This is a genomic window from Gordonia sp. 34D, from assembly GCF_056682775.1.
Window position 1 is genome coordinate 2927008 of sequence record NZ_CM155293.1, and the last position, 13869, is coordinate 2940876.

A 13869-nucleotide genomic window follows, 5' to 3' on the forward strand; every position below is an offset into this window, starting at 1 on the left:
TGTGATGTACCTCATCGTATGAGCCAGCACACCCCAGAGTTTGACCAATTCGGTCACGAGAGTTGACATTCTGGGTCAATATTGGCTCATGTTGATGATTCGCAGCACGGCCCTCAGCGGATACATCGAGCTCGCGGAATCCGTGGGACTCAACCCCCACCCCCTCCTGCGCGTGTCAGGGATTGACCCCAGCCGGTACGCTTCCCCGACCGGATGGATCCCCGCCCGAGCCGTGGACCATCTGCTCGAGATCTCAGCGGAACAGTCGGGTCACGCCGACTTTGGCATTCGCATGTCAGCCGACCGCGGAGTCTCCCATCTGGGTGCGATCGGCCTCGTCGCCCGCGAGGAACCCGATCTCCGCAGTGCCGTCAACATCATCTTGCGACACCTGAACCTGCACAATGAGGCGGTCGAACTCCGCTTGTCGGAGGCGCAGGGATTGACAATTTTTGAGTCTGTCCCTTCGCCGGACACATTTCATCGGCAGTCCGTCGAGTTTGCAGTCGGTTCCATGTACCGAATTTTGTCCGATCTGATGCCCGCGGACTGGGCGCCGTCGGCAATCTACTTTTCCCACAGCGCACCCGCCGACGTGTCGACCCATCGCCGACTGCTCGGCGACCGCGTGATCTTCGATCATGATTTCAATGGCATCGTTACCCCGACCAGCGACCTAGACCAGCCAAACCTTCTTGCCGACCCGCTACTCCGCCCCTTTGCCCAGGAATATTTGGGCCTCCTAGCCCCCGCCGCCGGCCTCACGCTCGCGCAGCAAGTCCACGAACTGATCGCGACCCTCCTCCCGGAGGCTCACTGCTCGGTCGACCGCGTCGCCCACACCCTCAACTTGGATCGGCGCACAATGCATCGCCGCCTATCGGCTACGGGCGACTCGTACTCGTCGATCCTCGATCAGGTCCGAAGCGAGCAGGCGACGGCGGCCATCCTGAAGGAGCGCAGCACGCTGACCGAGATCGCAACCGAGATGGGGTTCTCCGAGCTGAGCGCCTTCTCGCGGTGGTTCCGCCAGCGGTTCGGCGTGAGTCCGCGGCAGTGGGCATCCCAGCAGCGCAGCCCGGAACAGGCAGCACCCGAACAGCAAACCGCCGCCTCCACCGATGGAATCGGTGAAGGCGGCGGTCGAAGAACGTCTTAGAAAGAGTTCCGCTTAGGCGTGGCCGGTGAAGCCGACCTGGCCGGGCTGACGGTTCGGTGCGTAACCGAGCTTGGCCAGCGTCTCATCAGCGTCGGCGTACCACTCACCGATGCGGTAGATATCGCGAGCTTCCTTGCCGGTGGCAACCTCACGGCCCAACTCGTTAGCCAGACGCACGAGCTGCTTGATCTGATCGACCGAGCCCATCTTCTCGCCCTTGGCACCCCAAATGGTGTCCTCGTTGCCGCAACGGCTGTGCAGACCCAACGCGATCGCCAGCGCATTGACCGGAGCGACCGAACGCATCAGCGTCTCCAACGTCAAGCACGCACCATCGGGAACCCGCTGGATGAAGTTCATGATGTTGTACGGGTTCGGGCCATCAAAGCCACCACCGATACCAACCCAGGTCAGGTTCAACGGACCGGTGTACTTACCGCGACGGATCAACCGCTCCACGGTCTCCAACTGCGGGATCGACGAAAGCTGGAAGTGCGGCTGAATACCCGCAGCCTGCAGACGACGCAGGTGCTCCTCCACCCACTCCGGACCAGCCGGAACAGTCATCTCACGGTAGGTCTCCGACAACTCCGGACGCTCCAGCGAGGTACCGGCGATATCGTCAGCGGTCATCAACTCCATGATGTTCATCTGCGAGGTGTTGATCGCGATCGTCACCTGGTCCGGCTTCGGATCGAGCTCGGCCAGCATGTGGCGCACATCGTCAGAGAGCCACTTCGCGTCTGCACCCTCACCCTCCGGAGCGAAGGAGATCGAGCCGCCGACCTGCAAAATCATATCCGGCACAGCCTCACGCAGACCGGCCAGAAGCTCGTTGAACTTCGAGATCCGCTTGGAACCGTGACCATCTTCCTCACGCACGTGAATGTGCAGGACGGTAGCGCCGGCCTCGTAGCAGTCCACAGCCTTCTGGATGTGCTCTTCCATCGTCAACGGAAGATCTTCGCGGAAGTCATCAAGCTCCCACTCCGGACCATACGGGGCAGCGGTGATGACCAACTTGTCCTGAAGCTCAGGGAACAGGGCGTCGTCGTGGAAATGCATTGTGGAACTCCTTGCCGAGGGGAATCGAGATCAAGGGAGGTGTGTGCCACACCCAACCGCTCGATGTGATGCCTCTCATGCTATGAAGCCGAGCAGAACGATTCTTACCGCTACGGGACACGAAACATGCTGTTTCGGGACAGGAGTCGGGGATCGGGAAAAGGAAAACGCCAGTGCGCCACCCTCGCGAATAGTTATGGCGCGGGGGTCGCGCACTGGCGTTGGTGCCGGGATGAGAACGCTACCCTGACACACCCTCGGCCCGTCGGTTGGAACTCCCTCCCAGTGATTCCAACCAATACTGAAGGCCTTCGGCGATCTATCCGGATAAACCGGTTCACCGGTATGTAACGCTATCCTGTCAGTTAACCGCCTGCAAGCTTTTTTGGCGATTAGCCCGTAACGTCCCGTGAGGAGGTGACCCGAATGGCACAGCAGGCAAGAGCGCTCGAAACACGGCGCCAGATCCTCATCACCGCAGCACACGTCTTCCGGCGCGTCGGCTTCGACCGCACGCGGCTCAACGACATCGTCGAGGAATCCGGCCTCACCCGCGGCGCCATCTACTTTCACTTCAAGTCGAAAGACGAGATTGCCGACGTCGTGGTCGACGAGCTTGCGGCAAGCTCCCTGGAGGCCGTCGCCGCCGTAGCGGAGACGGGCGACTATGCGATGCGCCAAATCGGGATGCTGTGTCGCGAAATGGGTCGCCTCCTGGTCGACGACCCGGTAGTTAGCGCAGGGATTCGCCTGGTCATCGAACTAAAATCCGGGAAAGAGCCGATCCCCGCCTACCTCGGATGGATCGAAGCGCTCAAGTATCTGGTGGCGTGCGGAATCGAACAGGGCGATGTCCGGGAGGGCGTCGACCCCGAGCAGGCTGCCATCTTCATTGCCGAAGCCTTCGTCGGCGCTCACGTGCTCTCGTATGCGGTGACCGGGCACGAGGATCTAGCCGAGCGGATCGATAATTTGGCTGACAACTTGATCTGGTCACTGATGACCGCCGAGCAGGTCGCGGCACGCCCAGATCTTCTCGGTGCCCGACTCCCCTAGTCGCTACAACTCAAAGACGCGAGCGAAACCGTCGGCCGTCTCCGACCACAAAAACTGGACGGACCGCGCACGTGCCGCGGCACCTAATTCACGACGCCGCTCGGCGTCTTTCGCCAAGTCGGCCGCCACTTCGGCAAGTTCGTCGACATCGTCAACTAACACCCCGGTAGCACCGTCGACGATGGAATCAGTCAATCCCGCCGAACTCGCGTAACCGACCGTTGGCACCCCGTGCTGCGCGGCCTCAATTACCGCCAGCCCCCATCCTTCCTTCCGCGACGGCATCAGGTGCAGGTCGGCACCTGCGAGGAGTTCGTGCTTGCGGCGTTCGCTGACATGCCCGTGAAAGCGGACCCGATCTTCCACGCCGAGGGCCTGCACGCGCGTGCGCAGGCGGTCGGCCCACCAACCGTCGCCAACCACGTCAAGGGTGCTGTCCACTCCGGAATCGGAAAGCCGTGCAACCACGGCGAGGGCATCTTCGACCTGCTTGTGCGGCACCAGCCGCGACACGGCGATCAGCCGGAAGCCACCCGGGTTTGGTTCGGGAACGATGCCTTCCGGGACGGGGTCGATGCCGCCGCGCACCACCGTGATTCGTTCGGCGTCGACGCCGAGGTCGACGAGTTCGGCTTTCGACGGCACCGACACCGTCACATAGCGGTTGTCGCGGTGCACGCGCGGGGACAACCGCGATTCGATCCGCCATCCGACCTTGGCCAGCAACTTTCCAGCGACCGGCCACTGCTCGCGATGGCAGTGGTGGACCAGCACGACCGTCGGCGCGGACGTCACCAGGCGGGCAAAAAACGGAACTCCGTTCTGGGTATCAACAACGACGTCGGGCCGGTACCCGGCGAGTCTGCCGCGACCAAACCTGGCAGCAGCGATGGTGGCGAGGGCGCGCGGGTACACGGTGAGTCTGCCGCCCGCGCGGATCACGCGCATCCCGTGGAGCATTTGAGTGCGGGGCGCGCCCGGGTAGCGCGCGGTTAGGAGGGTGACGCGGGAGCCGCGCGCGGCGAACTCGGCACCGACCCGCTCCAGGTAGCGCTCGCTGCCTCCGCCTTGCGGATGGCCGGTGTCGCGCCAGCACAGCAGCAGCACGTCGGTCGGGGCACTCACTCGATCCAGGGTATGCGAACCTGACTGCATGCCTTCGTTTCGGATGCCCAGCACGTTCCGCCGGGAGGCCACGCTTGCGCGATCGGTGCACCTGTTGCGGGAGTTCCGCTACGAGCAGCCCGATCCGGCCCGCTTCTACTCCGCCTTGGCCGACGACACCGCGTTGATGCTCGCCGGCCTGTGCCCGGAACCACTCGCCGGTGCCGTCGTCCTAGACGTTGGTGGCGGGCCGGGCTTTTTTGCCGATGCATTTGCCGCCCGCGGTGCCCGGTACCTGTCGGTGGAGCCCGATGCGGGTGAGATGGCCGCGGCCAGCATCGATCAGCGGACAGCGGTGCGCGCACAAGGCGAGCATCTGCCGTTCCGTACCGGCAGCGTGGATGTGTGTTACTCGTCGAACGTCGCCGAGCACACGCCAACACCGTGGCAGATGGCCGACGAAATGGTGCGGGTGACTCGGCCGGGCGGCACCATCATTCTCAGCTACACCCTGTGGTGGGGCCCGTTCGGCGGGCACGAGATGGGCCTCACCCACTACTTGGGTGGCCATCGCGCCGCCCGCAGATACACCCGCCGCACCGGGCATCTACCGAAAAACCTGTTCGGGGTGTCCCTGTTCCCGATCACCGCCGCCGCCGGTCTGCGCTGGGCACGCGAGGTGCCCGACGCCGACCTGGTGACCGCGATCCCCCGCTACCTTCCGAGCTTCGCGTGGCCCGTCGTACACGTGCCGATCGTCCGTGAGATCGCGGCCACCAACCTGGTCATGGTGCTAAGAAAACGCTGACCTGGTTTGATGATCGAAATTACAACTGTGTAATTCATACACACCTGGGGATAACCCCTGTGGACAACTTTCCGCGTCCCCCCGGCTCCCCACCGCCCGTCCGCCCCTTTTCTGTCACAATTCGGACGTTCCATCACAAAACCCCGTGATTCGTGTCGAAAAAGTCGGACTTTGGCCCGTTAATGTGACAGAAAAGGGGCAATTCGGTGCCTCCGACGACGCTGCCGAGCGATCAAATTACATGTGTGTAATTCATGCACACATGTGGATAACCCTGTGGACAGAGTTGTGAATGCTCCGGCGATACCCATTTCCGACCGAAGATCCCTGGTCGGAACACATGGATCCGGCATGAAGTCGAATTACATGCGTGTAATTCATCAACAGCTGGGGATAACTCCTGTGGACAACGTTGTGGGTGCTGCCGAGCAATGCCCGACAGCACCCATCACCTAGTTCGGCAGTTTTCCCGAGCAGCGCAGCGGGCCGCCGTGACTGGTGCTCGACGAAATCAGCTTGTCGCCGTGCAGGATGGTGCAGGTCAAGGGACCTCGCACCACGACCGCCGTCATTTCCACGAACCGGTCCGACACGCTGGTGTGCTGCGACCAGGGCGAACCGGTTGCGGTAACCAGCACTCGCCCGGACGAATCCCGATAGGCCAACGCCACCGCTTCGCCGTTGCCTGTCAGCTGATACGTAACCGAACCCGGCGCGACCGTCGGCGACGGACGCGTCGAGGCCGGCGACGAGGTGGTGGTCGACGACGCTGACGTGGCCTCCGTTGTCGTGCCGGTTGTCCGTGATGCCGGCGCGGAGTCGGGTTTGGGAGCTGAACTCGCCCCGAACACGAGGTACCCAATCAGTCCCAAGACGATCACCGCCAGAATCACGACAATCGACAGCATTATGGTGCGAGTGCGACCGGTCGGGCCGGAATCCCCGCGGGCTTGCCTACTCAGAGGTAATCGCCTCCAAAGGTTTGGTCCGGGCCGCCATGATCGCGGGCCACAGGGCCGCTACCACGCCCACGACCGCCGCGCCCACCAGCGTAATACCGATCAGCGACCACGGAATGACGACGCCTTCCAGGCCCCAGTAGGCCAGCGTCCGCACCAGCGGCACACCGATGGCCAGGCCAAGGATGGTGCCGAGCAACGCTCCGAAGACCGCAATGTACGTCGATTCCAGGTAGATGGTTCGTCGTACTTGGGCTCGGCTCATGCCGACGGCCCGGAGCATGCCGATCTCCTGTTTACGCTCCACCACCGATAGCGCGAGGGTGTTGATAATGCCGAGGACGGCGATCACCAACGACAACCCCAGCAACGCGTACAGGGTCACCATCATCTGATCGATGGTCGACGAGATCGAGTTCTTGAACTGTTCCCGATCCTGCACCTGGGCGGTGAGGTACTCCGCCGTCGCATCTTCCAATTGGGTGCGCAGTTCCCCGGAGCTCACCCCGGGTTTCGCTACCACCAGTACCGGGCCGCTAATACGTTTCATCGCGACGGGCATCAGCTTCTCGTAGGCTGGCCATCCCACCATCAGCGACGAGATCGCCTGGTTTGCGGTAAACACACCGGTCACAGTGGTGGTGACATCGTCGCCAGCGGTGCTGGTGAAGGTGACTTGTTGCCCAAGCTTCCAACCGTTGTCGCGCACCATCGCATCACTGATGAGCATGCCGTCACCGGTCAGGTTGGCGGTGCCTTCGACCATGTCGATGTTGGCAACCTGGTCGATCTGTCCGCCGTACGGAGCGGAAATGAACTCGTCGCGTTCAGTGCCGTTCGGCGGCGTGTACTTGGCGACACCGTAGGCCTGTGCAACCACTGTCTTGGCACCCGGTACCGCTTTAACGGCGTCGACCACCGACAGCGGCAGCGGCATGTTGTTATTGCCGGTGACCACAAAGTCCGACCGCAGGCCGTTGTCCACCGACGAGTCGATGGTCCCCTTGAACGACCACCCGAGGGTGCCAATCACGACCACCAGCATCAGTCCGAGGGTGAGGGCGAAAGCCGTCGCGGCCGATCGTCGTGGGTTGCGGACCGCGTTGGTGCGGGCCAGTCGTCCGACGGTGCCGAACGGCTTCTGGAAAATGGCCCCGAACAGTCCGACCACCGGCTGGGAAATGGCGGGGGCCGCGAAGACCACGGCGATCACCGCCAGGAGCGCACCAATGGCCACCAGCGCGGCGGCACCGCCGCCCTCGCCCGCGGCACCGATCCCAAGTGCCAAGGCGCCGAGTACCCCGAGCACGGCACCAATCAGGGTGCGGACGCGCAGTGAACCGGAACCGGCTTCGACGGTGTTGTCGCGCATTGCTTCGACCGGCGGAATCCGCGAAGCACGACGCGCCGGAATCCATGCGCTGAGCATGGTGACGATGACGCCGACAAAGATGGCGGCAAGGATGGCCCCCAGTCCGACCTCGATTCCGTTCGACGGCACACCCTGCGATTTGGTGAAGGCCAGCAGGGCGGCGGCGATACCGATACCGAGTGCCAGACCGAGCAGCCCACCGATAATGCCGACGACGAGCGCTTCCAAAAGCACTGCGCGCGAGACGTTCTGGCGACTTGCACCGATGGCCCGCAGTAGCGCGAGCTCACGGTTCCGCTGTGCCACGATCATCGAGAAGGTGTTGTAAATGATGAATGTGCCGACCAGCAGGCCGATCGCGGCAAAGGCAAGCAGCACATACTGGAAGATCGTCAGGAACTGATCTATGGTCTGCTTCTGGTCGTCACGGACTTCCTGCCCGGTCCGCACCTGGTACAGCTTGTCGTACTCGGCGGCCTTGCCCTGCTTCGCAACGGTGGCCTTCAAGTGGGCGTTGACCGCGTCGCGCAACTGTGTATCGGTGACGCCGTTGCGTGCGGCGAGGTCGACGGCGGATACGTACTGACCGTCGGAGAACAGTTTCGTCGCGGTGGCTTCGTCGAAGATCACACCGACGTAGCCGCCCGTTGAGGTCGGCATGTCGGCGATACCGACGATCGTCACGTCCAATGGTGCTGCCAGTCCGGCACCGACGACAACCTTCGTCTTGCTGCCGATTTTCAGATTGCCCTTTTCGGCCGCGCTGGCATTGAGCGCGATCTCGCCGGCCTTCGTCGGGGCCCGACCCTCCACGATGCTCATCTGTTCGCCGACCGCCTGGTCCGGCGGCAAGTAGCTCATGCCGACGCTGGGCGCACCGCCGGACTGAAGGGCGCGACCAGACGCGTCGGCGATCGTCACCGACCCCTGATTAACGACGGCCAGTCGTTCGATCCCCAGCTTGGCCTCGTTGGCGCGGAGGTCGTTCACGAGGGCGATCGGAATGCCCGGCGAGTTCTCTTCGACGGCGCTGACTTCCACCGAGACGCCCTTGGCGACGTTGTCGAAGATGGAGTTGAATGCGCTCGATACGGTCGAGGTAAAGATGACCGCACCGGCGACGAAGCTGGTACCCAGGACGACGGAAAAGACCGTCAGTACCAGGCGGAGTTTGTGTGCGGCGAGGCTTCTCAAGGAAACCTTGCGCATAACGTTGGACGCCATCTCGTCAGTTCTCCTCGCCAGCAGGCAGCTCCTGCGCAGCTGCGGTGTTGTCGAGGTTTTTCATCACTTCGAAGACATCGTCGGCCGACGGTCGATTGTGCAGTTCCCGCACGATTTGGCCGTCGGCCAGGAACACCACTCGGTCGGCGTACGATGCCGCGCGGGGGTCGTGGGTGACGATGACGACGGTCTGATTGAACTCGTCGGTTGCCGCGCGAAGGATCTCGAGCACTTCGCCTGACGACCGGGAATCTAGGTTGCCGGTCGGCTCGTCCCCGAAAATAATGTCAGGTCGTCCCACGAGGGCACGCGCGCAGGCCACGCGCTGCTGCTGGCCGCCTGACAGCTCGCTTGGACGGTGGCCCAGCCGATTGCGGATGCCGAGGCGGTCGACGACGACGTCGAACCATTCGCGATCCACCTCGCGGCCAGCGATGCCCTGGGGCAGCGTGATGTTCTCCTCGGCGGTGAGCGTCGGCACCAGGTTAAACGCCTGAAACACGAAACCGATGCGGTCGCGACGCAGCTTGGTCATATTCTTGTCCGACAGCCCGATGAGCTGCACGTCGCCGATCTGCACGTTGCCGCTCGTCACCGTGTCGAGGCCAGCCAAGCAATGCATTAGCGTCGACTTGCCCGAGCCCGACGGTCCCATGATGGCGGTGAACTCACCGGCACGGAACCCAATCGACACTCCCCGGAGTGCCTGAACCGTGGTGTCACCGCTGCCGTAAGTCTTCACCACATTGTCGGCGCGGGCCGCCACCAACCCGTGCTTGCCTGCTGCTGCTGTCTCAGTCATGGGATCAACGGTCCCAGATGTTGGCCGCAGGCGCATCAGGGAGGGCCCCCAAAAGTAGAAATAGAAACACTGGGCCCGACCGTTTCCGGTCGGGCCCAGTGGCCAAAACTCTGCGGCTGCTAGCCGAGACGCTCGCGGAGCACCTCAAGCTGTGCCTTCAGTTCGGCTGGCAACTTGCCCTTGCCGTCGTCGACGAAGTCGAACCACTCGTCGATCGTCGGGAGTTCGTTGCGCCATTCGTCGTTGTTCACGGCGAGTGCCTCAGCGAGATCTGCCTCTGCCACGTCCAGTCCGGTGAGGTCGAGCTCGCCCGGAGCAGCGACGGTACCGATCGGCGTCTCGACGCCCTCGACGTTGCCCTCGATGCGGTCGACCATCCACTTCAGGACGCGGCTGTTCTCGCCGAATCCGGGCCACAGGAAGCGGCCGTCTTCGCCACGGCGGAACCAGTTGACGTAGAACACTGCCGGAAGCTGTGCGCCTTCCTTGCGGCCGATGTTCAGCCAGTGCTGGAAGTAGTCACCAACGTGGTAGCCGAGGAACGGCAGCATTGCCATCGGGTCGCGGCGGACGGTGCCGACCTTGCCCTCGGCGGCGGCGGTCTGCTCGGAGCCGACGGTGGCACCCATGAACACGGCGTGCTCCCAGTCGCGGGCCTGGGTAACGAGCGGAACGGTGGTCTTGCGACGTCCGCCGAACAGGATCGCCGAGATCGGCACACCCTGCGGGTCGTCCCACTCGGCGGCGAGGGTCGGGCACTGCGACATCGGGGTGCAGTAACGCGAGTTCGGGTGCGCGGCCTTGGTCTCCGACTCTGGAGTCCAGTCGTTCCCGTGCCAGTCGATCAGGTGGTCCGGAGCATCGCCGTCGATGCCTTCCCACCAGACGTCACCGTCGTCGGTGCGCGCGACGTTGGTGTAGATGGTGTTGCCAGCGTCGATGGTCTTCATCGCGGTCGGGTTCGAGTCGTAGCTGGTGCCCGGTGCGACGCCGAAGAAACCGAACTCCGGGTTCACCGCGTACAGCTGGCCGTCTGGGCCGAAGCGCATCCACGCGATGTCGTCACCAACGGTTTCGGCCTTCCAGCCGTCCAGCGTCGGGTCGATCATGGCGAGGTTGGTCTTACCGCAAGCCGACGGGAAGGCCGCGGCGACGAAGTAAACCTTGTTCTCCGGGCTGGTGAGCTTGAGGATGAGCATGTGCTCGGCCAGCCAGCCTTCGTCGTGCGCCATGGCCGAAGCGATACGCAGCGCGTAGCACTTCTTGCCGAGCAGGGCGTTGCCGCCGTAGCCCGAACCGTACGACCAGATCACACGGTCTTCGGGGAAGTGAACGATGTACTTCTCGGTGTTGCACGGCCACGGAACATCGGCCTGGCCGTCTTCCAGGGGCGCACCAACCGAGTGCAGACCCTGAACGAAGAAGCCGTCGTCGCCGAGTGCCTCGAGGACCTTGGGGCCGACCCGAGTCATGACGCGCATCGACAAGACGACGTATGCCGAGTCGGTGATTTCGATGCCGAGCTTGGGATCGTCGGAGCCGAGCGGACCCATGCAGAACGGAATGACGTACATGGTGCGGCCGCGCATGGCACCGCGGTACAGGTCGGTCATGGTGGCGCGCATCTCGGCCGGGTCAACCCAATTGTTCGTGGGGCCCGCAGCCTCTTCGGTGGCGCTGCAGATGAAGGTGCGCGACTCGACGCGAGCGACGTCGGCGGGATCCGACAGCGCCAGGAAGGAGTTCGACTTCTTCTCTTCGTTGAGCTTGGTGATGGTGCCAGCCTCGACGAGTTCAGCCGTCAGGCGGTCCCACTCTTCATCGCTGCCATCCGACCAAACCACGCGGTCGGGCTGCATCAATTCGGCAACCTCGGCCACCCAGGCGATCAGCCCGGGGTGGTTAGTTGGGGCACTCCCGGGCTCGATGCCCGGAATAGTCGCAGCGGTCATGCGGATCTCCTCATCGAAACTCACGGGTGCCTGCGTGCAGCGGCTGTGCAAACGCATACTTGCCCCAGGATACGCGGAATGCCCTCAGCTTTCTAAGCCACGTCTTATACCTGCCTATCAGTCCAATCGGCCGAGCGTCGTGGGACTCCATCCGTCCCCGGAACCGTCGAAGGTGGTCCTGACGACGCGACCGTCATCGTGCAGGACGGTAAGTTGATCGATCCGACCATCGCCGGTGGAGTCGGTGAGGACTGCCATAGAACCGCCGACATCGCTGGTCAGCGAGTCGGCAACACCGTCACCGGTGGAGTCGAGGTCGGCGGGACCGAGGTCCCACAGTGATCCGTCGGAGTACCACCACAGATTGCTGTGAGGGTCCGACTCGAGGCTGCCAATCGTGTCGGCCGACACAGCATCCGCTGTGCAGTGGGCCACCCCATCGAACGGCTGAATGAGACCATCTTCACTATCCGGATCACCCGAATTTAGCTCGGGGTCCTCACCCCAACTGCCCATCGCATCCATCTAGCCGGTCCTGTTCCATATTTCGCGACTGAACTGCGCTTCGGCGGCACCGAGTTGCGCCCCGATTCGATTCTCTAACTCTGCCCGTCGGGTCGTAATGAGTTCGGTGGCCCAGCGTTGCATTCGCGCCCGATTGGCGGTCGAGCGGCGCACCGACACCAGCCATGCAGCCAGCGCCAGCCCGGCCAACAATGCCAAGACGATGCCCGCGACACCGAGCCCTGCCCATTCGAGCGCAGGTGCCAGCATCATTCGTCCGACACCGAATCCCATTGACGCTCCCACCAACATCATCACGACCTCTTCCGACCGCGGCCGAAGGCGATCCGGCACGCCGATGGCCGGTGGCAGCGCGGCCGGCGGAGCTGCCATGGCCCCGGGTGGCACGCCGCCGAGCCCCCGGGTGGCCGCGGCGTGCACCTGGTGCAAGCGTTGCGTAAGCGATCCGACCGCCCGTCGATCGAGGGCCGTCAGTGTCTGCGGTAGCCAGTCGACGAATCCGTCGCTCGTGCATGCTTCGGGGACGCGCCCGGCCAGTTCGGCGACGGCCGACCGCACCGAGGTCACCGATTCGGAGCGGGCGGCGACGATTCCAGCCCGCAACCCGGCGAGACGATCGGCGCGCAGCACCGCCGATGACGACGCCCGCGCTACGGGTGCGGCGGTCGTATCGGTACCGGGTCGATCCGGGTTGCGGCACCAGTCGAGGAGTTCGTCGATCCCGGAGGCCGCACCCGGGACCGCCGCCAGTTCGACGGACGTGGCGAAAACAGGGAGACGCTTGCCAGGGTCGAGGCGTTGTCGCGAGTCGGCGATGGTTTTTGGCCACGAGGGGTAGGCATCGACCCGGCAGGCGACGAGGACCGTCGGAATCTTTGCTGCCGTGAACTCCGCCAGCAGTCGCGTCTCTTCCTCTGCGGATGGCATCGACGAGTCGAGGGCCAGGACCGCCACCGCTCGCGTCGGTTCGCACTTGGCGATGTGTGCTTGAAGCTGCATGGGCTCGAAGACGACCGCTACCGGGTCGGAAAACCCGCGGGCAATCAACGCATCCGCGAGGCCGTCCATGTCTGCGCCAGCCGTCCCGGCAATGAAAAGTGTCATCGCAAGCTCTCCGCCGCGAGCCGATATTCGGCTGCGGTGCGGTCGAATCCCCGGGCCGCCAGCAGCCGCAGTCCCGACAATCGGTGAGCTCGACGACGTGCCGCAATCTGACCCGAAAGGGCCCGGATCGGCGGGGCGAGCGCATCGATTCCGCTTGCCGCTCGCAGGTGCCCGGTGAGCGCCTGGGCATCGATGCCCGGTTGTTCGGCGACTGCGGCCATCGCCCGCGCGAGGCCCCAGCGACCGTATGCGGCGAGTAACCGTGCTTGTTCCGGGTGCTCCGCGAACGCTGCGGCAACGACGGGGACCACGAGGCCACCGCCTTGCCATTCCGAGAGCAGCTCGACGTCCTCCTGGGTAACTGTGAGCCCAGCGAGCAGCCCGGACACCGGATAAACCTGTCGCCCGGGCGCGCTGGGCCGCTGATCCGCCCGACGCGTATCGCATTTGGAGGCGACTACCAGGATCGGTGCCTCCGTCATGGCGATCGCCGCGGTATCGGCCGACCGAACCTGCGCACCGACGACTCGAACCAGCAGATCGGGCGGAGCGTCGCCTGCTGGCGCATCAGTTAGCGCGACAACCCCAAAACACTTGGTTAGTGCCCGCGCCAGGGTTGTGCTCCCAGCTCCGGGTAGCCCATTGACTTCGACGACTAGCGGTTGATTCACCCCGTCCACCTCCCCCAAGGTGTTTGCGTGGAATGAACCTACCGCTTGAGTCCGACACAATTGGTCAA

Annotated in this window: 12 protein-coding genes; 3 read left to right on the forward strand and 9 right to left on the reverse strand. The window is 63.8% G+C overall.

Going from position 1 to position 13869, the window contains the following annotated elements; all coding sequences use genetic code 11:
* Positions 1-94: 94 nt before the first annotated feature.
* Positions 95-1159: an AraC family transcriptional regulator gene (locus AC1L34_RS13615; protein ID WP_424295537.1), complete on the forward strand. Its 1065-nt coding sequence runs from the start codon at positions 95-97 to the stop codon at positions 1157-1159.
* A 12-nt stretch (positions 1160-1171) separates the two neighbouring features.
* Here the strand turns inward: AC1L34_RS13615 and AC1L34_RS13620 are convergent, their stop codons facing one another.
* Complete coding sequence (locus AC1L34_RS13620) at positions 1172-2224, reverse strand: beta-keto acid cleavage family enzyme (protein ID WP_424323976.1); 1053 nt, start codon at positions 2222-2224, stop codon at positions 1172-1174.
* 426 nt (positions 2225-2650) lie between these two features.
* Here AC1L34_RS13620 and AC1L34_RS13625 point away from each other — a divergent pair, with 426 nt between their 5' ends.
* The gene (locus AC1L34_RS13625) at positions 2651-3280 is read left to right on the forward strand and encodes a ScbR family autoregulator-binding transcription factor (protein WP_424293790.1); all 630 of its coding nucleotides are present in this window, start codon (positions 2651-2653) and stop codon (positions 3278-3280) included.
* Between the two features lie 3 nt (positions 3281-3283).
* Here the strand turns inward: AC1L34_RS13625 and AC1L34_RS13630 are convergent, their stop codons facing one another.
* Complete coding sequence (locus tag AC1L34_RS13630; RefSeq protein WP_424321787.1) at positions 3284-4405, reverse strand: glycosyltransferase family 4 protein; 1122 nt, start codon at positions 4403-4405, stop codon at positions 3284-3286.
* A gap of 28 nt (positions 4406-4433) precedes the next feature.
* Between AC1L34_RS13630 and AC1L34_RS13635 the strand changes: the two genes are divergently transcribed.
* A complete protein-coding gene (locus AC1L34_RS13635) occupies positions 4434-5192 on the forward strand; it encodes a class I SAM-dependent methyltransferase (protein WP_424293788.1) in 759 nt (252 codons plus the stop codon).
* Between the two features lie 452 nt (positions 5193-5644).
* Here the strand turns inward: AC1L34_RS13635 and AC1L34_RS13640 are convergent, their stop codons facing one another.
* The 7 genes from AC1L34_RS13640 to AC1L34_RS13670 all read right to left on the reverse strand — a co-directional run bounded on the left by AC1L34_RS13640 (position 5645) and on the right by AC1L34_RS13670 (position 13801).
* The gene (locus AC1L34_RS13640) at positions 5645-6100 is read right to left on the reverse strand and encodes a hypothetical protein (protein WP_424293787.1); all 456 of its coding nucleotides are present in this window, start codon (positions 6098-6100) and stop codon (positions 5645-5647) included.
* A 46-nt stretch (positions 6101-6146) separates the two neighbouring features.
* Positions 6147-8747 carry an ABC transporter permease gene (locus AC1L34_RS13645; RefSeq protein WP_424321786.1) on the reverse strand — a complete coding sequence of 867 codons (2601 nt, stop codon included), beginning with the start codon at positions 8745-8747 and terminating at the stop codon, positions 6147-6149.
* Between the two features lie 4 nt (positions 8748-8751).
* Entirely contained in the window at positions 8752-9549 is a 798-nt protein-coding gene (locus AC1L34_RS13650) for an ABC transporter ATP-binding protein (RefSeq protein WP_424293785.1), read from the reverse strand.
* 119 nt (positions 9550-9668) lie between these two features.
* Positions 9669-11501 (reverse strand): phosphoenolpyruvate carboxykinase (GTP), encoded by a 1833-nt coding sequence (locus tag AC1L34_RS13655; protein WP_424293784.1) that lies wholly within the window; start codon positions 11499-11501, stop codon positions 9669-9671.
* Between the two features lie 117 nt (positions 11502-11618).
* Positions 11619-12017: a DUF6802 family protein gene (locus AC1L34_RS13660; RefSeq protein ID WP_424293783.1), complete on the reverse strand. Its 399-nt coding sequence runs from the start codon at positions 12015-12017 to the stop codon at positions 11619-11621.
* A 9-nt stretch (positions 12018-12026) separates the two neighbouring features.
* A complete protein-coding gene (locus AC1L34_RS13665) occupies positions 12027-13130 on the reverse strand; it encodes a GTPase domain-containing protein (RefSeq protein ID WP_424293782.1) in 1104 nt (367 codons plus the stop codon).
* Positions 13127-13801: a hypothetical protein gene (locus AC1L34_RS13670; protein WP_424293781.1), complete on the reverse strand. Its 675-nt coding sequence runs from the start codon at positions 13799-13801 to the stop codon at positions 13127-13129. The genes AC1L34_RS13665 and AC1L34_RS13670 overlap by 4 nt, the downstream gene beginning before the upstream one ends.
* Between the last annotated feature and the right edge of the window lie 68 nt (positions 13802-13869).

Bases quoted from the DNA above. Each gene is read 5' to 3' on its own strand.
- AC1L34_RS13615 (WP_424295537.1), top strand. From the start codon at position 95: ATGATTCGCAGCACGGCCCTCAGCGGATACATCGAGCTCGCGGAATCC.
- AC1L34_RS13620 (WP_424323976.1), bottom strand. From the start codon at position 2,224: ATGCATTTCCACGACGACGCCCTGTTCCCTGAGCTTCAGGACAAGTTG.
- AC1L34_RS13625 (WP_424293790.1), top strand. From the start codon at position 2,651: ATGGCACAGCAGGCAAGAGCGCTCGAAACACGGCGCCAGATCCTCATC.
- AC1L34_RS13635 (WP_424293788.1), top strand. From the start codon at position 4,434: ATGCCTTCGTTTCGGATGCCCAGCACGTTCCGCCGGGAGGCCACGCTT.
- AC1L34_RS13640 (WP_424293787.1), bottom strand. From the start codon at position 6,100: ATGCTGTCGATTGTCGTGATTCTGGCGGTGATCGTCTTGGGACTGATT.
- AC1L34_RS13645 (WP_424321786.1), bottom strand. From the start codon at position 8,747: ATGGCGTCCAACGTTATGCGCAAGGTTTCCTTGAGAAGCCTCGCCGCA.
- AC1L34_RS13650 (WP_424293785.1), bottom strand. From the start codon at position 9,549: ATGACTGAGACAGCAGCAGCAGGCAAGCACGGGTTGGTGGCGGCCCGC.
- AC1L34_RS13655 (WP_424293784.1), bottom strand. From the start codon at position 11,501: ATGACCGCTGCGACTATTCCGGGCATCGAGCCCGGGAGTGCCCCAACT.
- AC1L34_RS13660 (WP_424293783.1), bottom strand. From the start codon at position 12,017: ATGGGCAGTTGGGGTGAGGACCCCGAGCTAAATTCGGGTGATCCGGAT.
- AC1L34_RS13665 (WP_424293782.1), bottom strand. From the start codon at position 13,130: ATGACACTTTTCATTGCCGGGACGGCTGGCGCAGACATGGACGGCCTC.